Consider the following 20,353-nt stretch of genomic DNA (forward strand, 5'->3'; position numbering starts at 1 on the left):
AAATTGGCGGGTTGCTTTTACTACCAATTTCGCTTTACTTTGCAATTTACGGGTATTTGGGCATTTTTGCTAATCGGTTTTCGCAAGTTATTGCAAAAGCTGACGAGAGCGCCAAGCATCGTGATATTTTTTAGCAAGCGTTAGGCCTCTTAATGCCATAAAACAGGTCATCGCTAACCAAAGACCATGATTCCCCCATTGGTAGCTCACAGCAAACACTCCAGCAAACCCCACCAACGCAGAAAATATCATGGTATTGCGCATTTCTTTTGCTCTGGTTAAACCAACAAAAACACCATCGTATAAAAAGCAAAAGCTAGCGATAGGTGGCAGTAAAATAGACCATATTAAATAGTTTTCTGCAGTGCTTAATACATCTGGCAAATCGGTTAGTAATCCAATAATAATCGAGCCGAACACTATAAATACAAGGCTATAAAGGCAAGCGAAAGCAAATGCCCAAAAGCGCCCTATTACCACCCACAAATGAATTGCCTGGGCTTTTTTGCGCCCTTTTGCTTGGCCTACTTTAGCTTCTACTGCATAGGCAATACCATCAAGCGCAAAACTAACTAACAATAAGAAATTCAGCAATACCGCGTTGGCAGCAAGAGTAACATCACCAAGAATACCGCCATAATAGGTCATAAAAGCAAAACACAGCTGCAAAAATAAAGACCTAATAAAAATGTCACGATTTAACTTTAAAGAGCGAGCCATGCCTCGCAAAGGCACCTTTAACAAAGCAGCAAACGACAATGAGTGCTTGATAAAACGCACTTTTAATAAAATGAGCGCTGCAAATAAGCCAATATAATCAGCTACAACCGATGCCATTGCAGCACCTTCAACCTGCCATTCAAATAACACCACAAAAAGTACATCTAAAATAATATTAGTGATATTCGTCACCAACACAATTAGAAGAGTGCCTTTGCTAAACTGGGTACCTAGCATCCACGCTAAAATAACCATATTTAATAACGCAGCAGGGGCGCTATAGATTCGAATATTAAAATAGGTTTGAGCATGCCCAATTGCAGCCTCACTGCCAGACAGAAAGTAACCCATTACCTGACTTATAAAAGGACTACACAGTAATAGTATTGTGGCAATGATAATCGCTAAAAAAGCAGCACCTTTAAGTTCCTGCATCAAGCCTTGAGGACTATTTTGACCATACGCCTGCGCCACTAAACCGGTTGTGCTCATACGTAAAAAACCGGCTAACCAAAACAGCAAATTAATAACCATGCTACCCAGTGCAACACCGGCTAAAAAGCTCGCCTCGCTTAAATGACCAATCACGGCTGTATCAACCAAACCCAGTAGTGGTACACTAATGTTTGATAAAATCATTGGCCACGCAAGCACTAACAATCCGATATGGAAAGATTTATGGCGAGTAAAAAAGTTTTTCATTTATGCCTTGGACTATTTTTAAGTTTGTATTTTGGCCTTGCTCAGGCAGCAGTCATTTTGCAATATCATCATGTTTCAGAAACTTTACCACGAGTTACAAGCTTGTCTGAAAGTGAATTTAGTGACCATTTGGGCTTCTTAAAAGAGCATGGTTACCAAGTCGTGCCATTGCAACAAATCATTGAATCAATAAAGCAGCAAAAGAGTATACCTGACAAAACAGTTGCCCTCACCTTTGATGATGGCTTCCTAAATAATTTCACACAAGCCGCGCCTATTTTAAAACGCTTTAATTATCCTTATACGATTTTTGTCAATCCTCAACTTATTGATGAGGGAAAAAACTACGTGATGAGCTGGCAGCAACTTCGAGCCTTAGCCAAAGAAGGGGCATTTATTGCTAACCACAGCGCCAAGCACGATTACCTTCATGTTATTGAAAACGATGAGTCATTTTTACAATGGCAAGAAAGAGTACGCAAAGACATCACCCACTCTGAGCTCAGAATTAAGCAAGAAATAGGACATAATTTTAAATATTTAGCCTATCCATATGGGGAGTTTAATCAAGCTTTACAGCAAATAGTGACTGAACTGGGGTTTGTAGGAATAGGACAACATTCTGGTGCGGTTGGCCTTCACACTGACCTTACCCGTGTACCGCGCTTTCCTGCATCTGGGATTTACGCTAACTTAGCAACGTTAAAAACAAAAATCGCCAGCTTACCTTTTAGCTTTAAAGTTAACGCCAAATCGGTCACTAACAACACAAAACCACAACTCAAATTGTCATTTCTAGAAAAGGATTTTAACAAAGGGCAATTTAACTGTTTTATTGCTGGCAATAGGGCAAAAATAACTTGGCTTAGTGACAACCAAGTTGAGATACAAGCTGAAAAGGAGCTTAATAAAGGGCGTACACGCTATAACTGCACTGCACCAAGTAAGGCAAAACCAGGACGCTATTATTGGCTATCTCACCCTTTTGTTATTTCCCCATAATCACAAAAGGGGGTTGTTGATTATTTTTTTGCCCAGTTGGTAATTTCAGCAGCAAATGCATCGAGACTTAACACTTGTTGTGCAGCATCTAATTCAATTGCTGCACGCGGCATTCCCCAAACAACTGACGATGCTTCATCTTGTGCCAGTGTATAGGCATTAAACTCTTTTAGTTTGAGTAAACCCGCAGCACCGTCGGCTCCCATACCAGTTAATATCGACGCGCAGACTTTGTTGCCTAACTCGAGTTTTGCGATCGATTTAAACAGTACATCTACAGCTGGACGGTGACGATTCACAGGTGGCGATTGCATTACTTTGCATTTTAAGCTCCCCGCTACGCCAACTACAGCTAAATGATAATCACCAGGTGCAATATAAACGTGGTTCGGCTTAATTAGCTCGCCGTCTTCTGCCTCTTTTACCTTTAAAGCAACAGAGCGATCCATTCTTTCTGCAAACGATGCGGAAAAAACAGGTGGGATATGCTGCGTGATAACAATAGGTGGAAAAGAGTCAGGTAAACCTGTTAATAATTCTTTTATCGCTTCTGTGCCACCTGTTGATGCACCAATAGCCACCAGCTTAGTATTATCGACATTACCAATAACTGGTTTGGGCGCTTTCGAACTAGTTGGTTTCAAACTGCGTACTTTAGCTTTTGCTGCAGCTCGAATTTTTTCATGAAGAATTTGAGCGTAATCAAGTAGTTTGTCGCCAACTTGTTGTGTTGGTTTTGCGACAAAATCGACAGCACCTAACTCTAGACACTCGAGCGTAACTGGTGCACCTTGCTGTGTTAACGTTGAAATCATTACCACAGGCATAGGCCTTAAACGCATCAAGTTTTTTAAAAAACTGACGCCATCCATTTTGGGCATTTCAACATCAAGTGTTAGCACATCTGGATTGAGTTGCTTAATTAAATCCCTAGCTTGGTAAGGATCGTTTGCTGTACCTATTACTTCAATGTCTTGCGCTTGTTGTAGCACTTCTGTCAACACTGCACGGATTAATGGCGAATCGTCGACTACTAAAACCCTGATCATCTTCATTCCTAAAACAGCTCAATGTCAGTATGAGTATCTTGCTCTTCAATTTCATGAAGATATTTAAACTCACGTTGCTGAATTGTGTCGTTATGCATACTGCGTAACTTTTTCACATGTGCCTTGCCTGATGTTGGATTAAACAACACTTTACGTGGCCAAGGGCCACCAACATCATGAGATTCAACTAAAAAGCCTTCATTCTTTAAATACTGTGAGACAAACATAATATTGCCCTCTCCAATATCTCCCATGCCTTTGATAATTTTTCCGCCACCGAATATTTTAATTTTGAAGTTATCTCGGCTTCCACCGTTTTTAATAATTTCATTTATCAAAAACTCCATGGCCCAGTTACCATAGCGGCAGCTTAAACTATCAATCCCTGCATTATTATTTGCGGGCAGCATAAAGTGGTTCATGCCACCAATGCCCATTTTATAGTCATAAACACATGCTGAGATACACGACCCCAACACCGTTGATATCAGTTCATTCTGTTTTGTCACATAAACTTCGCCAGGTAAAATCTTGGCCACAACACTATCACGCCCTCTATCCCAATAGCGTTTTATATGATCAAAACCACTAAGGCATTGTTTAAAATCTGTTTTCAAAAAGCCTTCCTGTACATTGTCTTCCCTAACGCGACAAACTGTGTTTGTGATTTATTCATACTTTCTGAATGACCTAAAAATAAATGTCCCTCTGAACATAATTTTTCAGCATAACGTTGGAACAAGGATTCTTTTGTAGGCTGATCGAAATAGATAACCACATTTCGACAAAAAATTACGTCAAATTCACCTTTCATAGGCCAATCTTGCAATAAATTGAGACGTTTAAAATATATGTTTTTTCTAAGTTCTGGCCTGACCTTAAACAAACCACTTTGTTTATTTCTCAAAAAAAAGCGTTTTTTCAGTGTCTCGTCTAAGCCAGTTATTGAATTTTCTGCGTACTCTCCTGCACTGGCTTTTGCCAACACATTAGAATCAAGATCTGTGGCTAATATTTTCACATCCCAAGAAGGAGGAAACCGTTCGGCTATCGTCATTGCAATGGTATAAGGCTCCTCTCCTGTGGAGCAACCAGCTGACCATATTCTTACTCGTTTAGTATTTCGGTTACGCTCTAATATTTGTGGAATAAGTTTTTCTCGCAAATAGTCAAAATGGTAAGGCTCGCGAAAAAAAGACGTCAGGTTGGTAGTTATCGCGTTGATAAAATGGCTAAACTCTTCACGACGATATTCTTCTAAATATGTGATGTATTCCGCAAAACTCGATAAATTGAGTACTCTTATTCTTCGTGCAAGACGTGAATACACCATTTCGCGCTTATGACTACCTAGTACAATACCACAAGCGTCATAAACCATTTTCGCGATCGTTTCGAATTCACTGTCTGTTAGTAAAAATTCCTTCGCCACACTGACTCCTAAGGCGAGCTAAGTAAACTTACTTAGCTCTTAACTAACAGTTAAAACTCTTCCCACTCTTCACTGCTGTCAGCAAAATCATCACCTGAAGGAACTGATGAAATTTGCAAGCGCTCGCTGCGAGAAGTGATACGAGGCGCAGATTTAGCTGCTGGACGTTGAGCAATTCTAGGGGTTTCAATACCCCCGCCGCCATTAGTATTAAAGAAGCTTAATAATTGGCGCATCCCATTTGCTTGCTCCGCCATTGACTCACTCGCAGCTGAAGCTTGTTCAACCAATGCTGCATTTTGTTGAGTCATTTCATCCATCTGTGTAATCGCTTTGTTTACTTGTTCGATACCGGAACTTTGCTCTTCAGAAGCGACTGTGATATCTGCAATCATTTCGGTTACACGCTGAACTGATGCAACTATCTCTTGCAGCGTGCTTCCTGATTCGTTAACTAACAGAGTACCATCTTCAACTTTGCTAACACTGTCACGAATAAGCTCTTTGATTTCTTTTGCAGCAGCTGCTGAGCGCTGTGCTAGGTTTCTAACTTCACCAGCAACGACAGCAAAACCGCGACCTTGCTCACCCGCTCTTGCAGCTTCAACAGCAGCATTCAAAGCAAGTAGGTTTGTTTGGAAAGCAATTTCATCGATTACACCGATAATATCGGCAATTTTCTTACTTGAATGATTGATTTCAGCCATACTTTCAACAGCGCGTTCGACCACTTCACCGCCCTGCTTGGCTTTCGTTTGTGTATCATTAGCTAACTCATTTGCCACTTTTGCATTATCAGCATTTTGACGAACGGTGCTCGTCATTTCTTCCATACTGGATGCAGTTTCCTCAAGAGAAGATGCCTGTTCTTCAGTACGCTGACTCAAGTCAGTGTTCCCCTGAGAAATCTCCTCAGCACCACTGGCTACTAAATTTGACGATACGCTCACTTTTTCAATAACTTCCGTTAGTTTTTCGGCAGTTGTATTGGCATCGCGTTTTAACTTATCAAACGAACCTTGGTAGTCACTTAAAATTCGTTTAGTAAGGTCACCATGCGCCATTGCATCGAGCATTTCAGCGGTTTCATTGATTACTTCCTCAGAGATTTCAACAAGCTTGTTTAAACCCTGAGCAAGGTTTAAGAAAAACCCTTGCTTACCCGTTTCCTCTATTCGAGAATCTAGCTCTCCTTTTGAGGCAGCCGAAACAAGTTGATCGATTTCTTTTTCGATGGCGACTTCAGCAGTGCGGTCAAGCCATTCAACAACGGTACCTAAACGCTCGTTATCATCTGAGAAAATTGGGTTTGCAGTAAGTGCAAAGGTACGTCCACCCACGTTGATTTCTGTACTGTAGGTTGATGTTAAACGCTCTACCATATGTTGTTGATGGGCTGGATTTTTATGGAAAACATCCATATTTGATCCCATCAAAGCAGCACTATTAAAGTTTGGTAAGTCGCGTTTAATGTCAGATTCAGCATTTCGCATCATGCCCAGCACAGCATCGTTCATATAAACAATGGTATTACTTGCATCAGCAATCATGGTATTGGTATTAACAGTATCAAGTGCCTGACGTACTCGTGAATTCTCAGCTGCAATCGCTTCAGCAGCTCTTTGCGCAGCTAACTCATCAGTAATATCATCCCACTCAACGATGGTACCAATACGTTCACCTTCAGTACTTAGCCAAGGTGTTGCTATTAGTGAAAAAGTTAGTTCATCAACTGAGATTTTTGTTTTGTAAACATCTTTCAGTGCGGCTAACATTTTCTGCTGATGACTTGGGTCTTTGTGGAAAATATCAACACATTGCCCTAGTAAATTACTGGCATCAAAATTTGGTAGTACTTTGCGAATAGATGCCTCTCGATATTTCAACATTTTTAAGTTTTCATCATTGATAAAAACAATGTTTAAATCATTGTCTGCAATCATCACATTTGCTTGACATACTTTTAAGGCGTTTGCTCTATTTGCGGCCTCTTTTGAAGCTATCTCAGCTTGTTTTTGGGCAGTAATATCGCTGGCATATTTTACAACTTTAAAAGGCTTGCCACTGGGATCGTAAATTGGGTTATAAGATGCTTGAATCCACACATCTTTGCCCCCATTAGCCACACGCTTATATTCACCCGCACAATACTCTCCACGATTAAGCTTTTGCCAGAATTCTTTGTACTCTAAGCTTGATGCATAATCAGCGTCTGCAAACATACTATGGTGTTTACCAACTATTTCATCTAATCGGTAGCCCATAACACTGCAGAAGTTATCATTTGCGGTGATGATAGTGCCGTCTAAGTTAAACTCGATCACGGCTTGCGATTTACTAATTGCCTCAAGTTGACCTTTGGCATCTGAAGCCGCCATTTTTTGTGCCGTGATATCTGAAGCATATTTAACGACTTTCGTAACAACCCCTTGCTCGTTAAGCACAGGGTTATATGAAGCCTGAATCCATATTTCCTTACCATCGGATGTAATGCGATTAAATTCACCAGATAAAAACTCACCACGCGAAAGTCGGGACCAAAACTGGCTATACTCGGCACTATTTACCTCACTTGCTGGCACAAACATGCGATGGTGCTGCCCCTGAATTTGTTCTAAACGGTAACCAAGCGCAGCCAAAAAGTTTTGGTTGGCGTTGATAATAGTTCCGTCAGGCTTAAATTCAATAACCGCTTGAGAACGGCTGAGCGCCTCTAAAATGAGATCGCTTTCTGATTTTGTATTACCCGTGTTCGGTTTTTTACTAAAACCCCACATATCAATCACCACCCTTTCTTATTTGATTGCATTCCATCATCGGTTCAATTTGTATTTATTCATCTAAGGATGAATTATTGCTCTTTTGGTTCAGTATCTTTAGTTAGATCTAGTACACGCTTTAGATCTAATAACACCACCATTTTTTCACCGACATTGACAAGACCTTGAACAAATTCGGTATTATCTGTATTTGTAACGTCAGGCACATCACGCGCATCTGACTCTGAGATGCTGTATACATCTGAGACAGCATCAACCACTATACCCATTATTTTATCGCCGCTTTGTAAACCAACTTTAACGACAATTACTACAGTTACAGAGCTGTAAGGCACCTGAGGTAAACCAAAACGGGCTCTAAGATCGATGATAGGAACAATTGTTCCTCTCAAATTGATTGCGCCTTTTACATAAGCTGGTGAATTGGGGATCTGGGTAATCTCTTCCCAGCCTCGAATTTCTTGAACAGCTAAAATGTCTACACCATATTCCTCATCCGCCATCATGAATGTGAGGAATTGACAAATATCTTCTTCTTGGTGTTCTTCTAATGAGTCTAAGGTTTCATCAACAATGGCTTCCATTAAACTTCCTCACTTTCTATCGACTCAATTGCAAGTTCTGTTGAACCTGCTTTTTTAAGGCCAGCAAGTTTGATTAAACCTGTGATATCTATGATAAGAGAGACTCTGCCGTCACCTAAAATCGTGGCACCAGAAACACCTTCTACTTTTTGGTAATTTGCTTCGAGACTTTTGATTACGACCTGTTGCTGAGCTAACAAGTCATCAACCAGCAGTCCCACTTTTTGATTATCACTTTCAACAATAACCAATAAGCCTTTATCAAGGTCTTCAATTGCGCCACTGTGGTTAAATATTTGATGCAGCCTTAATATCGGAATGTATTCATCTCGCAATCGCAAGACATTTAGCCCGCCGCCAACGCAATTAACCATTTTTAAATCAATTTGTAGCGACTCAACAATGGAAATAAGCGGAATAATGTAGGTATGTTGTGCAACTGTGACAAGTTGCCCATCTAAAATAGCTAGCGTCAGTGGTAAGCGAATTGTGAATGTTGAACCTATGCCTTGCTCTGATGTCACTTCTATAGAGCCATTTAGTGATTGAATGTTACGTCTTACTACGTCCATGCCAACACCACGACCAGAAATATCGCTCACCTGATCTGCTGTAGAAAAACCCGGCATAAAAATTAGTTCGTTAATCTCGTCATCGGACAGTTCGTCACTTTCACTAATTAGGCCATTTTGAATTGCTTTTTGTTTAATTTTTTGAGTATTTAAACCTGCACCATCATCCATAATCTCTATTACGATATTACCGCCCTGGTGGAAGGCATTGAGCGTAACTTTACCAACTCTAGATTTACCAGCTTCTTCTCTAAGCTCAGGTGTTTCTAACCCATGATCCAGTGAATTCCGCACCAAGTGCACCATAGGATCTGAAATTTTTTCCATCACTGTCTTATCAAGTTCAGTCTGCTCGCCGAGTAATTTTAACTCAACTTCTTTGCCTAACTTTTGCGATGTATCACGCACTAAACGAGGAAAACGGCTGAAGACAAAACTAATGGGCAACATTCTAATGCGCATTACACTCTCTTGCAGATCACGCGTGTTATGCGCCAACTGAGCTAATCCTTCTTGTAAGGCCATTAATTTATTTTCGGTAATTTCACCTTCACCAAGCTGAGTAAGCATAGCTTGTGTGATTACAAGTTCACCTACCATATTAATGAGCGAATCAACCTTATCAATACTTACACGAATTGACGTGCTTTCTGTTGAAGCGGCTTTTGCAGCGCCTTTGCTCGCAGCTGGTACAACGTCTTTTTGGTTTTCAGGTTTTGTTGTTGCAGCAGCTTGCGTTGCTTCAGTTACACTTGTTTCAACTACTGGTACTTCATCATCAGGCTCATCTCCGAATAAGCCACCACACAGTGTAATGCTAATTTCAGCGTCATCTTCAACCCACTCAAAAACTTCTTTAATTGCATCTTCACCTTTGTTGGTTTCTAAGTAAAAAGTCCAAGTGAGATAACATTCATCCGAAGAAATATCATGAATATCAGGAACCAGCTCGATGTTTGCAACAACATCTATTTCGCCTAACTCAGCCAATTCTTCAATCAAATAAATAGGCTCATTGCCCGTTTTGAATAAATGATGCTGAGGTTTAAAAATAACTTCGTACGTGTCTAATGCATTTTGTGAGGGCTGGTCAGCAACATCATTAGCTTCTGGCGAGCTTGATTGCGGCTCTGAGACGCCTTCTTCGCCAGCTAGAATTTGCTCAAACTTTTCTTTCAGCTCAGTGGCGTTAGTTAAATCAGTTTCTTGATTTGTTTGTAAATCGCCGAGCATTTCACGCAAGCAATCAACTGATTTTAATAGTAAATTAACATGCTCAGAGGTAAGTTCTCGAGAGCCCTCGCGGATTTGATCTAAGAGAGTTTCAAGAACATGAGTAAAGTCGGAAACATGCGTAAAGCCAAATGTTCCACTCCCACCTTTTATTGAATGTGCGGCACGAAAAATTGTATTGATGGTTTCATTGTCAAGATCTCCAGGTGTGAGATTTAACAACTCAGATTCCATTACATCCAGACCTTCAAGGCTTTCTTCAAAGAAAACCTCAAAGAATTGGCTTAAGTCGATGCTCATGCCGCCTCCTGCTTATCGGATGACTTTTTTAATTACAGCCAACAGTTGATCAGGATTAAAAGGTTTAACAATCCAGCCTGTTGCTCCTGCAGCTTTCCCTTCAGTCTTTTTATCGAGACCAGATTCCGTCGTTAGCATCAGCATTGGCGTGAATTTATAAGCTGGTAATGCTCTTAACTCTCTAATAAGCGTGATTCCATCCATAACAGGCATGTTTACATCTGAAATCACAGCATCAAAGCTTTCGCCTTTAGCTATTTCAAGTGCTTCGCTTCCGTCTTTTGCTTCTGTTACATCGAAACCCGCTTTTTTAAGCGTAAAACCAACCATTTGTCTCATTGATGCTGAGTCATCAACCGCCAAAATCTTTTTCATACAGACCCCAAATTATTGTTCTGACAAGGCAAGAAAATCTTGCACTCCCAAAGTTTTTGCTGCAGCAAATAATGCATTGCTATTGCCATGCCAAGTAATTTGCTGCTGAGTTTCCGCTAGATTTTTTTGCAACGAACAGAGTAATTGAATTGAAGCTGTATCAGCACGAGTAACCTGAGAAATATCAAGTTCTATACTCGATTGCTTCGACAACAAATCTAAGAGAGTTTCTTTAAGCTCAGAGACCGAGTTTATGATAAGCTCGGCGGGTAACTGATACATAGTTTTCTTTCCTTGTTCGCTTAAAATAAAGCGTAGACCCAGAATTAAAAATTGCCAAAATATTATCGATTATTTAAATCTAATTAATGTGTTAGGAAATTAATAATTCATAGCGCGCTAGAATAATATTCAATTATCGCGTGCAAGTCTTCAATAATTTTGGACTGGTCGATAATTGGTACTTTTCCTTTCGCAAATTCCGGTTTGAATATCGCTCTAACTGCGCCACTAGGATCAACCAAGGTAACCGAAGCACTATGATCGACAGTGTAATTTTCAGACTCCCCATCGTCATGAATGGCATAAACTAAACCTAAGTTCCTAACGAATGGAAATAACTGTTTGTGCTCCGCCGACACTGCAGTGAAGTCTGGGTTAAAATAATCAATATACTGTCGGCGCTTATCAACGACATCCCGTTTGGGATCAACAGAAACAAACCAAATATTAATGGGATATGTATCGGAAAGTTTTTCGTAGACTTGAGTTAATTTTGCTAATGTCATTGGACAAATATCAGGACAACTCGTGTAACCCAGAAATAACAACGTCCATTGGCCTTTAAGATTTTCTTCTGAAACAGCTTCACCGAACTGATTTTCTAGGATGAAGGGTTTTACCGCTCTCGCCTCTTGATAAAGCAAAGCATGCGTTTCAGGTGGCGCTTTTGGACCACACCCAATAAGCACCACAGCACACAACAAAGAAAAGTAAAAAGCTTTGATTTGAGGCATTTAAATCAACCACTTATCAATAAACAATGCCATAAATAGTAGCATAAGTTGCCAGATAGAATAGATAAAAAGTTTAATCGCCGATTTCTCTTTTGGAGCAAACTTTAACTGCCAAGCACGGTAAACAAAAATGCTGTTTAAAACTAAGCTAGCAACTAAATATGCATTTCCAGACATACCAATTAGAAAGGGTAAAACGCATACCAAAGTTAACAGCACGCTATAGAGTAACACCATAGTTTTAGTAAACTCGATACCATGAGTTACTGGCAGCATTGGTACTTTTGCATTTTCATAATCTTTTTTACGATCAATGGCTAACGCCCAAAAATGAGGGGGGGTCCAGGTAAAAACGATCATTACCAAAAGCCAAGGTTCTGCAGACATAGTGCCTGTTTCAGACACCCAACCAAGTAATGGTGGCATCGCCCCTGCAAAGCCGCCAATGACAATATTTTGTGGTGTTCTTCTTTTCAGTACTAGTGTATAAATAAATGCATACCCAACTAAAGCAAACATGGTCAGCCATGCTGTTAACCAGTTTGCAAATTGTGCTAATAGGGAAAATCCAACCGCTAGCATAATCATTGAGAATGTGAATGCGTGGCCATTAGAAATACTGCCTGTCGCTACTGGTCGAGCATCAGTGCGACGCATTTTTTTATCTATATCACTATCGACAATATGATTAATTACCGCAGCGCTGCTCGCCAATAAGGCTATACCAACAATCGTCATCATCTGCTCTAGCAAAGTACGTTCAGCATTTGGCGCGAGTCCTTGTCCAACCACAGCTGTTAATGCCAGCAACATTACTACCTTATGCTTACATAACACTAAATACTCATGAATTTTTGCCCTTACTGAGCGCTGAAGCTGTAAAACGTTAGTTGTCATAATTTACTCCTAGCACTTGCTTCTTAAAAGGTAAGCCAAACGCACACTGCTCAATAGCAATAAAACAGCTGTCAGATTGTGCATTAGTGCCACATTTAGCGGTATATGCATTAAGATTAAGCTCACTCCTAATGCTATCTGACATACCAATACAGCCCAAACATGGTAAACAGCATGCTTGATAGCCGTTGAATAACAGTTTTTGATTATCCTAAGTCCAACCCAGAACACCACGAACGCAGTAACTAAAGCCCAAATCCTATGAAAAAAGTGAATGGACATTCTCGTTTCAGCGGATAACACACCATACTCATAGGTAGCATGGCCATCGGGTAGTTGAAATATACTGCTAAATGAGAAACGTTCGAACGTGTTTGCACCACAAAGCGGAAAGTCTGCGCAAAGTGACGCTGCATAATTAGCTGCTAGCCAACCTCCTAACGCTATTTGCGATACAATAAAACCTAATGCGACAAGTGACAAACCATAAAAAGGCTTTGCACCAGCATCTCCGCCAGGAATACGTTCTGATGTTAATCGAATATAAAGCAAGAACATTAAACTAATGATTGAAAAACCACCCAGTAAGTGACCCATTACAATGAGCGGTTGTAAGTTCATCGTCACCGTTAACATGCCTAAAGCTGCTTGGAAAACAACCAATACCAGAAGCAGCAAAGGGAGCTTTACCGGTGCGAGTTTATGTTGGCGTTGCTTAAATGCTAAGATAGCAATCAACAAAATTATTATTCCCAACATGCCCGCAAAATAGCGATGGATCATTTCCTTCCAGGCTTTCCCCTGATCGACTTCTAAGCTGGGAAAATAGGATTCCGCTTTTGCTAACTCATGCTCCTCACTCGGCACGGTTAAAAAGCCATAGCAGCCAGGCCAATCAGGGCAACCCAACCCCGAATCACTCAACCTTGTGTAAGCCCCTAACCCAACAACAATGAAGGCAAAAATACAGCCAAAGAAAACTAATTTATGATAACTTTTCACTCAACCTCCTACGCTCGGCTGCGACTGTAGTTAAGTAACTTTTTGAGATCTTTGATTAAACCTCGTTTCATATCATTGTCAGAACTTTCTTGATAAGTTACTGGATATTCAAGAACCACTAAGCCTCGATGGTCAACTAGATAAATTGCATCAGAGTTCATAGTTAAAGATTGCTCAGCTAAATCATGGGTAAGTTCCTTTGATGACACTAAGTCGTTTAATTTAAGGGAGTCACTTTGTTGGTTAAGCGAATAGGCACCTACATACAAATTATGTTTGCCAAGCACTTCAAAGACATTTTTTATTAACTGCTTCTTTGACAAACAAGCTTTTTCACACACCTGCTGGTTAATTGCCACCAATGACCACTTGGTGTGTTGATTTTCAGGCCAGTTTGCGATGATTTTTTCATCATTTAGAAACTGCCCATAGTTTGTCTGAGCAGGTTCAAGCCAGCTAAATTTAAGTGCCATCAGAGCAAAGACTACCGGGGCAATAAAACATAGAATAAATACCCAAAGTGTTTTATTCATTAGAACCTCCTTTTCGATATATAGCACCACCTACAACTACTGCTCCAAGAGCAAGTAAAATCCACTGCAACGCATAAGCGCGATGTTTATCTGGAGACATATTGATCACTTGATAATGGTACTTGCCTACTGCATGTTGCTCATTTGCATAAATAATATAGGGCGCAACTTCTTGTTCGAGTAATTGAGACGCTAATTGAGGAGATATAAATTGTAACCGCTGACCTTGCTGAATTTCGTCTCTGCTATTTGCTAGGTTGAACCCTTCAAAGTCACTTACTTTGAGAATGCCAACAAGAGAAAGCTGCTGTGGCAGGTTTACTTCTGGTAACGTTTCGCGTTGATATGACCCTGCAAACCATCCCATATTAACCAGCCACCAACGAGAAGAGTTGAGTGGCTTTACAGCAATGATGAGGTCATAACCAAACTGTCTATTAACTACGCGATTATCAAGCCACCAGTATTGATCTGCCAATGCACCTGCTAAAGATACATTAAGCCCTGTTGCAACCCAGTCTTGAGGTAAACTCGCAAGCTGATGCCAAGGCAATACCCCTTGTTTAGTTAACTTATCTAGTTTATTGATAATATCTAATTTTTGCTGAGACCTTTGATATTGCCAAACAGCTAAACTTGTACAAATTAACGCAATTGTGGTTGTACAGACTAGCAGAGTGATGCTTTTTGCACTATTCTGGGTTAACCGCATAACGCAAACTCTCCAACTTATGTTGATAAAATTAATTATCGTATTCTTATTGTTTTACATCGTTTTTAGTTTGTTTAAGGCACTTGTGTGCATGCTTAAAAGCGACGCTTCTCCCAACTCAATGTCCCATTTTCTTGGGCGACGAGTATTATTTTCTGCAATTGTTTTGATGATTATTTTATTTGCGATGCTGTTTGGTTTCATTACACCAAACAGCAACCCTTATACTGTTAGCTAATTACTTGGTATTTATATTTAAAGTACATAAACAAATACAAACAAACACAGCCAAACCACATCTACAAAATGCCAGTACCAAGCCGCAGCTTGAAATGCAAAGTGCTTTTCTTCACTAAAGTGGCCTTTCATAATCCGCAAAAACACCACCAGCAATAGAATTGTTCCTAATGTAACATGCATGCCATGAAAACCAGTTAGTAAAAAGAATGTGTTACCGTAAATACCTGAATCAAGGGTAAGTCCGAGCTCTTGATATGCATAAACATATTCTTCACCTTGCAACCCGAGGAAAATTACACCCAGCAAAATAGTTAACGCTAACATCGCTTTTAATTGAGTTCGCTTACCCTGTTCCATTGCTGTATGCGCAAAGTGCAATGTAATTGATGATAAAAGCAAAATCATAGTATTAATCAGTGGTAACCCTTGCCATCCCATTGCTCTCGTTTCGCCACCTCCAGGTGTGCTTAACAATGGCCATGCGGCTTCAAAAGAGGGCCACAAGACTTCATTTGTCATGGCATTATTGCTTTCCCCGCCCAACCAAGGCACAGCAAAGGTTCTGGCATAAAACAACGCGCCAAAGAATGCCATGAAGAACATTACTTCTGAGAAGATAAACCAGGCCATTCCCTGTCGAAAAGAGCGATCCATTTGCGCTGAATAAAGTCCACCTTGTGACTCGTCAATGACGTTTTTAAACCACCCAAACAACATATAAAGTAGTACTGCAATCCCAAGCAGCAAGATATAAAAGCCAACTCCACCCTGTTGTTTAGCTGTTTGCATTACCGCTAAACCCGAACCTATCGCAATTAAGAATAATGCGACGGCTCCGACAATGGGCCACTGGCTTTGTTCTGGCACATAATATTTTTCATATTGAGCTTTCATTTGTTAACTCCCCATCGCTTTTGCTGTTGCTTGCAACTTTTCCTTCAATGTCTGCGGTAATATCATAAATTGTGTATGACAAAGTGACTTCATGAATATCATTTGGCAAAGTTTCATCTAGGTAAAAAAGTAAGGGTAGATCAGCAGAACCTTTGCTAGTCAGAGGCTGTTGGTTGAAACAAAAACAAGAGACTTTATGTAAATATTTAGCCGCACGACCCGGCGCTACCGAGGGCACGGCTTGCATTATTTTGTCGCTACTTGATAAATTTTGCGCAATAAATTCTATGCGCTCCATTTCACCGGGGCTTACGTCTACACTGTAGCGCTTTGCCTTGACCTTAAATGGCGCCCCTGCTTGTGCATGTGTAATAAACGTGACACGTACACTGCGAGACTCATCACTGTTAGCACTAGCCTGTGCTTGCTCCATATTTGGCTTGCCATTCAATCCTGTGATATCACAAAAAACGTCATAAAGAGGCACAAGTGCAAAAGCAAATGCAAACATTAATAGGCTGGTTAAAATTAATTTTTTAAGTAGCTTTACGTTATTCATTACTTCACTTCCGGTGGCTCAGAAAAAGTATGATAAGGTGCCGGTGATGCAACCTCCCACTCTAAACCTTCAGCACCATCCCACACTTTCGCAGGGACTTTTTGGCCACCTTTAGCACATTTATATACCACAGCAACAAACAGCAACTGCGATAAACCAAATGCAAAGCCACCGATACTGATCAATGCATTAAAGTCAGCAAATTGAAGCGCATAGTCAGGAATACGACGAGGCATCCCGGCCAACCCAACAAAATGCATTGGGAAGAAAAGAATATTGACGCTTATCAACGACAGCCAAAAGTGCGTCTTTGCAAGACCAATGTGATACATGTTTCCGGTCCATTTCGGCAACCAATAATACGCACCTGCCATAATTGAGAACACAGCCCCTGTAACTAAAACATAATGGAAGTGTGCAACAACAAAATAGGTATCATGGTATTGAAAATCGACTGGAGTAATTGCCAGCATCAGGCCAGAAAAGCCACCTAAAGTGAACAACACAATAAAGGCAATAGAAAAGAGCATCGGCACTTCAAAGCTAATTGAACCTCGCCACATGGTAGCAACCCAGTTAAATACTTTTACACCAGTAGGAACAGATATCAGCATAGTGCTATACATAAAGAACAGCTCACCAGCTAATGGCATCCCTGTAGTAAACATGTGATGCGCCCAAACAATGAAAGATAAAAATGCTATGGAAGCCGTTGCGTAAACCATAGAAGCATAACCAAATAACTTTTTACGCGAGAACGTAGGGATAATTGTTGAGATCACCCCAAACGCAGGCAAGATCATGATGTAAACTTCTGGATGACCAAAAAACCAGAAGATATGCTGGAACATAACAGGGTCACCACCACCAGCTGCATTAAAAAAGTCTGTGCCAAAGTACTTATCCGTCAGTACCATTGTTACTGCACCAGCCAATACTGGCATGACAGCAATCAGTAGAAATGCAGTGATCAACCAAGTCCATACAAACAGTGGCAACTTCATGTAGGTCATACCCGGAGCACGCATATTAACTATGGTTACCACCACATTAATGGCCCCCATAATCGAACTAATCCCCATAATGTGCACTGCAAAAACGAATAATGCTGTATTGTCATTACTATATGTCGTTGATAATGGTGCATAGAAAGTCCAGCCAAATGCAGGACCACCGCCTTCCATAAAGAGTGACATTAATAAGATAAAAAATGCGAATGGTAGTATCCAAAAACTCCAGTTGTTCATTCTTGGTAGCGCCATATCTGGCGCACCAATCATCATTGGAATCATCCAGTTCGCAAGCCCTGTAAATGCTGGCATTACGGCACCAAATACCATAATTAAACCATGCACAGTGGTCATTTGGTTAAAAAAGTGAGGTTCAACAAATTGTAACCCTGGCTGAAATAGTTCAGCGCGGATCACTAACGCCATTGCACCGCCAGTTAAAAACATCAGCAACGCGAATAACAAATAAAGCGTGCCAATATCTTTGTGATTGGTCGTAAATAGCCAACGTTTAATGCCTGTTGGGGCATGATGGTGATGATGAGATTCAGCTATTGTAGTCATTATTGTGCTTCTCCCATTGATTCTTGAATGTCACTGGGTTGAACGAGATCACCCGTGTTGTTACCCCAAGCATTTCGCTCGTAAGTCACTACCGCAGCAAGTTCTTTTAATGACAGCATTTTACTGTAGCCTTGCATTGCCGTAGCAGGCTTACCATGCACAACAATGTCGATGTGTGCTTTAATATCGCCGACTGCAATTGGACTATCCTTTAAAGCAGGGAATACACCTGGCAACCCCATACCTGATGGTTGATGACAAGCGGCACAATTTGCCATATAGACTTGCTCACCAAGTGTCATTAACTCATCTTCGGAAAGCGTGACGCTTAATGATGCTTTTTCTGCAGCAGCGGCCTGCGCCTTTTCTAGCTGCGCATTTGCGAGCCATTGTTCAAATTCATTGGGCTCTTTAACTTCGACTACAATAGGCATAAAACCATGATCTTTGCCGCATAGTTCAGCGCACTGTCCGCGATAAATACCCGCCTCATTGACTCGTGTCCATGCTTCATTAATAAAACCCGGGTTAGCGTCTTTCTTAACCGCAAACTCTGGCACCCACCAAGAGTGAATCACATCATCAGAGGTCATTAAGAAGCGTACTTTTTTTCCTTTCGGGATAATGAGTGGCTTATCTACATCTAACAGATAAGTTTCGGTTTTTTCATCTTGATTGGTAATTTGCTCACGCGGTGTAGAAAGTACTGAATAAAATGACACATCGTGGTCAAGGTATTCGTAGTGCCACTTCCATTGCGAACCTGTAACCTTGATGGTCAAATCCGCTTTTGTGGTATCTTCCATTGCAATCAATGTTTTGGTTGCCGGCACAGCCATCGCAATCAAAATGACAAATGGAATTGCTGTCCACAAAATTTCAACTTTTGTACTTTCATGGAATTGGGCTGGTACTGCCCCTTTAGATTTACGGTGATGGATAATTGCCCAAAACATCACGGCAAATACGACTAATCCAATTACGCAACAGATATAAAATATGGTCATATGGAGCTCATAGACATCACGGCTGATGTCCGTCACCCCAACAGGTAAGTTATATTGACTCGTCCCAACTGCTAAAAAAGGAAAGCTCAATAGTAACCATAAGGATAGCTTAACTAACCTCATGCTCGCTCCTTTGCTAATTATTATTATGTTGTTAGGAAATGGTCAGTGAAAGTTAATGTGATTAGATCACACGACGCACTACAGCATCACTCCATTTTCTTTATTATGTTTTGTTTTCAAAGCCCGCACACAGCTATAAGAAAACAAAGGTTACTACTAAGGTCTAGTAAACGATTAATTTTTACGCAAGTCAAATTTAAGATAAATTTTTTATAAATCTATGGGTTAGCGCTTTTTTTTAAGCAAGGGAAGGAAACTAAAAATGAAGTTAAGAAGTGTTTGCTTTGTTTATATGGCTAGTGGTTAAAGCCTCTAGCCATAGTAATTAGGTGTATCATTACATCCAATCTGCATTGCGGATCACGCCAACGGCTAATCCTTCAATATTAAAGTGATCATGTTCTAAGTCGACTTTGATTGTATCAAAAGCCTCATTCTCGGCGTGCAACAGTACTTGCTTACCCGCTTTTTCGAAACGTTTAACGGTCACATCTTCATCTACACGCGCGACGACAACTTGCCCATTATTTGCCACAGGTGTTCTGTGTACTGCCAATAAATCGCCATCCATAATGCCGATATCTTTCATACTCTCACCTTTAACTCTAAGCAAAAAGTCAGCACATGGATTAAATAAGCTTGGATCCACTTGATAGTGGCTTTCAATATGCTCATGCGCCAAAATAGGCGAGCCCGCTGCAACTTGACCAACCAATGGTAAACCTAATTGTTCCGGTTCCTCTTCTTCAACAAGACGAATACCACGGCTTGCCCCAGGTACCATTTCGATGACCCCTTTTTTCGCAAGTGCTTTTAGGTGTTCTTCAGCAGCATTGGCGCTCTTAAAGCCTAATGTAGAGGCTATTTCAGCACGCGTAGGCGGCATACCGGTATCTTTTATAAATACTTTAACAAGCTCTAGGATTTGCGCTTGGCGCTTAGTTAATGGTCTCATTCACTGGTTTTCCATACAGTACAGATAACTGTGAGTATATACAGTTAATGCTATTTCGCAACTTTTAATTCTTTGATATTTAGCACTATGCT

General features: G+C 40.6%; 21 protein-coding genes. 2 read left to right on the forward strand and 19 right to left on the reverse strand.

Features of this window, described 5'->3' with window-relative positions; translation table 11 throughout:
- Positions 1 to 87: 87 nt before the first annotated feature.
- Positions 88 to 1,422, reverse strand: a complete 1,335-nt coding sequence (locus tag OM33_RS02280; RefSeq protein WP_081990993.1) for an MATE family efflux transporter — start codon at positions 1,420 to 1,422, stop codon at positions 88 to 90.
- Here OM33_RS02280 and OM33_RS02285 point away from each other — a divergent pair.
- Positions 1,399 to 2,424, forward strand: coding sequence for a polysaccharide deacetylase family protein (locus OM33_RS02285; protein ID WP_234402718.1), 1,026 nt, complete (start codon positions 1,399 to 1,401; stop codon positions 2,422 to 2,424). The two genes, OM33_RS02280 and OM33_RS02285, sit on opposite strands and share 24 nt — an antisense overlap.
- A gap of 20 nt (positions 2,425 to 2,444) precedes the next feature.
- Here OM33_RS02285 and OM33_RS02290 read toward each other — a convergent pair whose 3' ends face one another.
- The 13 genes from OM33_RS02290 to OM33_RS02350 all read right to left on the reverse strand — a co-directional run bounded on the left by OM33_RS02290 (position 2,445) and on the right by OM33_RS02350 (position 14,909).
- Positions 2,445 to 3,473 carry a protein-glutamate methylesterase/protein-glutamine glutaminase gene (locus tag OM33_RS02290; RefSeq protein WP_038638225.1) on the reverse strand — a complete coding sequence of 343 codons (1,029 nt, stop codon included), beginning with the start codon at positions 3,471 to 3,473 and terminating at the stop codon, positions 2,445 to 2,447.
- A gap of 8 nt (positions 3,474 to 3,481) precedes the next feature.
- Positions 3,482 to 4,090 carry a chemoreceptor glutamine deamidase CheD gene (gene cheD / locus OM33_RS02295; protein WP_038638228.1) on the reverse strand — a complete coding sequence of 203 codons (609 nt, stop codon included), beginning with the start codon at positions 4,088 to 4,090 and terminating at the stop codon, positions 3,482 to 3,484.
- Positions 4,087 to 4,905, reverse strand: coding sequence for a CheR family methyltransferase (locus OM33_RS02300; RefSeq protein ID WP_038638236.1), 819 nt, complete (start codon positions 4,903 to 4,905; stop codon positions 4,087 to 4,089). Before OM33_RS02300 ends, cheD begins: the two co-directional genes overlap by 4 nt.
- A 50-nt stretch (positions 4,906 to 4,955) precedes the next feature.
- Positions 4,956 to 7,682, reverse strand: a complete 2,727-nt coding sequence (locus tag OM33_RS02305; protein WP_038642924.1) for a methyl-accepting chemotaxis protein — start codon at positions 7,680 to 7,682, stop codon at positions 4,956 to 4,958.
- 74 nt (positions 7,683 to 7,756) lie between these two features.
- Positions 7,757 to 8,269 (reverse strand): chemotaxis protein CheW, encoded by a 513-nt coding sequence (locus OM33_RS02310; protein ID WP_038638238.1) that lies wholly within the window; start codon positions 8,267 to 8,269, stop codon positions 7,757 to 7,759.
- Positions 8,269 to 10,374, reverse strand: coding sequence for a chemotaxis protein CheA (locus tag OM33_RS02315; RefSeq protein WP_038638240.1), 2,106 nt, complete (start codon positions 10,372 to 10,374; stop codon positions 8,269 to 8,271). Before OM33_RS02315 ends, OM33_RS02310 begins: the two co-directional genes overlap by 1 nt.
- A gap of 12 nt (positions 10,375 to 10,386) precedes the next feature.
- Positions 10,387 to 10,749: a response regulator gene (locus OM33_RS02320; protein WP_038638242.1), complete on the reverse strand. Its 363-nt coding sequence runs from the start codon at positions 10,747 to 10,749 to the stop codon at positions 10,387 to 10,389.
- 12 nt (positions 10,750 to 10,761) lie between these two features.
- The gene (locus OM33_RS02325) at positions 10,762 to 11,097 is read right to left on the reverse strand and encodes an STAS domain-containing protein (RefSeq protein ID WP_324607048.1); all 336 of its coding nucleotides are present in this window, start codon (positions 11,095 to 11,097) and stop codon (positions 10,762 to 10,764) included.
- Between the two features lie 41 nt (positions 11,098 to 11,138).
- Positions 11,139 to 11,756, reverse strand: coding sequence for an SCO family protein (locus tag OM33_RS02330; protein WP_038642927.1), 618 nt, complete (start codon positions 11,754 to 11,756; stop codon positions 11,139 to 11,141).
- A 9-nt stretch (positions 11,757 to 11,765) separates the two neighbouring features.
- Positions 11,766 to 12,662 (reverse strand): heme o synthase, encoded by an 897-nt coding sequence (cyoE, locus tag OM33_RS02335; protein WP_038638247.1) that lies wholly within the window; start codon positions 12,660 to 12,662, stop codon positions 11,766 to 11,768.
- Positions 12,663 to 12,671: 9 nt separating this feature from the next.
- Positions 12,672 to 13,664 carry a COX15/CtaA family protein gene (locus tag OM33_RS02340; RefSeq protein ID WP_038638249.1) on the reverse strand — a complete coding sequence of 331 codons (993 nt, stop codon included), beginning with the start codon at positions 13,662 to 13,664 and terminating at the stop codon, positions 12,672 to 12,674.
- A gap of 8 nt (positions 13,665 to 13,672) precedes the next feature.
- Positions 13,673 to 14,197, reverse strand: a complete 525-nt coding sequence (locus OM33_RS02345) for a hypothetical protein (RefSeq protein WP_038638251.1) — start codon at positions 14,195 to 14,197, stop codon at positions 13,673 to 13,675.
- Entirely contained in the window at positions 14,190 to 14,909 is a 720-nt protein-coding gene (locus tag OM33_RS02350) for an SURF1 family protein (RefSeq protein ID WP_038638252.1), read from the reverse strand. The genes OM33_RS02345 and OM33_RS02350 overlap by 8 nt, the downstream gene beginning before the upstream one ends.
- 19 nt (positions 14,910 to 14,928) lie before the next feature.
- On the opposite strand from OM33_RS02350, the gene OM33_RS22300 reads away from it, so the two are divergent.
- Entirely contained in the window at positions 14,929 to 15,147 is a 219-nt protein-coding gene (locus OM33_RS22300; protein ID WP_081991107.1) for a DUF2909 domain-containing protein, read from the forward strand.
- 17 nt (positions 15,148 to 15,164) lie between these two features.
- On the opposite strand, the gene OM33_RS02355 is transcribed toward OM33_RS22300, so the two are convergent.
- The 5 genes from OM33_RS02355 to lexA all read right to left on the reverse strand — a co-directional run bounded on the left by OM33_RS02355 (position 15,165) and on the right by lexA (position 20,261).
- Positions 15,165 to 16,043 (reverse strand): cytochrome c oxidase subunit 3, encoded by an 879-nt coding sequence (locus tag OM33_RS02355; RefSeq protein ID WP_038638254.1) that lies wholly within the window; start codon positions 16,041 to 16,043, stop codon positions 15,165 to 15,167.
- Positions 16,027 to 16,602 carry a cytochrome c oxidase assembly protein gene (locus OM33_RS02360; protein WP_038638257.1) on the reverse strand — a complete coding sequence of 192 codons (576 nt, stop codon included), beginning with the start codon at positions 16,600 to 16,602 and terminating at the stop codon, positions 16,027 to 16,029. The genes OM33_RS02355 and OM33_RS02360 overlap by 17 nt, the downstream gene beginning before the upstream one ends.
- Entirely contained in the window at positions 16,602 to 18,176 is a 1,575-nt protein-coding gene (gene ctaD, locus OM33_RS02365; protein WP_038638260.1) for a cytochrome c oxidase subunit I, read from the reverse strand. Before ctaD ends, OM33_RS02360 begins: the two co-directional genes overlap by 1 nt.
- The gene (coxB, locus tag OM33_RS02370) at positions 18,176 to 19,306 is read right to left on the reverse strand and encodes a cytochrome c oxidase subunit II (protein WP_038638263.1); all 1,131 of its coding nucleotides are present in this window, start codon (positions 19,304 to 19,306) and stop codon (positions 18,176 to 18,178) included. Before coxB ends, ctaD begins: the two co-directional genes overlap by 1 nt.
- A 337-nt stretch (positions 19,307 to 19,643) precedes the next feature.
- Entirely contained in the window at positions 19,644 to 20,261 is a 618-nt protein-coding gene (gene lexA / locus OM33_RS02375) for a transcriptional repressor LexA (RefSeq protein WP_038638265.1), read from the reverse strand.
- Between the last annotated feature and the right edge of the window lie 92 nt (positions 20,262 to 20,353).

It is taken from the genome of Pseudoalteromonas piratica, assembly GCF_000788395.1.
Taxonomy (GTDB): Bacteria; Pseudomonadota; Gammaproteobacteria; order Enterobacterales; family Alteromonadaceae; genus Pseudoalteromonas; species Pseudoalteromonas piratica.

What these genes read in the sequence shown, in the direction of transcription:
- OM33_RS02345 (WP_038638251.1), bottom strand. Translation starts at nt 14,197, where the DNA reads ATGAATAAAACACTTTGGGTATTTATTCTATGTTTTATTGCCCCGGTA.
- OM33_RS02320 (WP_038638242.1), bottom strand. Translation starts at nt 10,749, where the DNA reads ATGAAAAAGATTTTGGCGGTTGATGACTCAGCATCAATGAGACAAATG.
- OM33_RS02305 (WP_038642924.1), bottom strand. Translation starts at nt 7,682, where the DNA reads ATGTGGGGTTTTAGTAAAAAACCGAACACGGGTAATACAAAATCAGAA.
- OM33_RS02350 (WP_038638252.1), bottom strand. Translation starts at nt 14,909, where the DNA reads ATGCGGTTAACCCAGAATAGTGCAAAAAGCATCACTCTGCTAGTCTGT.
- cyoE (WP_038638247.1), bottom strand. Translation starts at nt 12,662, where the DNA reads ATGACAACTAACGTTTTACAGCTTCAGCGCTCAGTAAGGGCAAAAATT.
- ctaD (WP_038638260.1), bottom strand. Translation starts at nt 18,176, where the DNA reads ATGACTACAATAGCTGAATCTCATCATCACCATCATGCCCCAACAGGC.
- coxB (WP_038638263.1), bottom strand. Translation starts at nt 19,306, where the DNA reads ATGAGGTTAGTTAAGCTATCCTTATGGTTACTATTGAGCTTTCCTTTT.
- OM33_RS02315 (WP_038638240.1), bottom strand. Translation starts at nt 10,374, where the DNA reads ATGAGCATCGACTTAAGCCAATTCTTTGAGGTTTTCTTTGAAGAAAGC.
- lexA (WP_038638265.1), bottom strand. Translation starts at nt 20,261, where the DNA reads ATGAGACCATTAACTAAGCGCCAAGCGCAAATCCTAGAGCTTGTTAAA.
- OM33_RS02310 (WP_038638238.1), bottom strand. Translation starts at nt 8,269, where the DNA reads ATGGAAGCCATTGTTGATGAAACCTTAGACTCATTAGAAGAACACCAA.
- OM33_RS02285 (WP_234402718.1), top strand. Translation starts at nt 1,399, where the DNA reads ATGGCGAGTAAAAAAGTTTTTCATTTATGCCTTGGACTATTTTTAAGT.
- OM33_RS02360 (WP_038638257.1), bottom strand. Translation starts at nt 16,602, where the DNA reads ATGAATAACGTAAAGCTACTTAAAAAATTAATTTTAACCAGCCTATTA.
- OM33_RS02355 (WP_038638254.1), bottom strand. Translation starts at nt 16,043, where the DNA reads ATGAAAGCTCAATATGAAAAATATTATGTGCCAGAACAAAGCCAGTGG.
- OM33_RS02280 (WP_081990993.1), bottom strand. Translation starts at nt 1,422, where the DNA reads ATGAAAAACTTTTTTACTCGCCATAAATCTTTCCATATCGGATTGTTA.
- OM33_RS02290 (WP_038638225.1), bottom strand. Translation starts at nt 3,473, where the DNA reads ATGATCAGGGTTTTAGTAGTCGACGATTCGCCATTAATCCGTGCAGTG.
- OM33_RS22300 (WP_081991107.1), top strand. Translation starts at nt 14,929, where the DNA reads ATGTTGATAAAATTAATTATCGTATTCTTATTGTTTTACATCGTTTTT.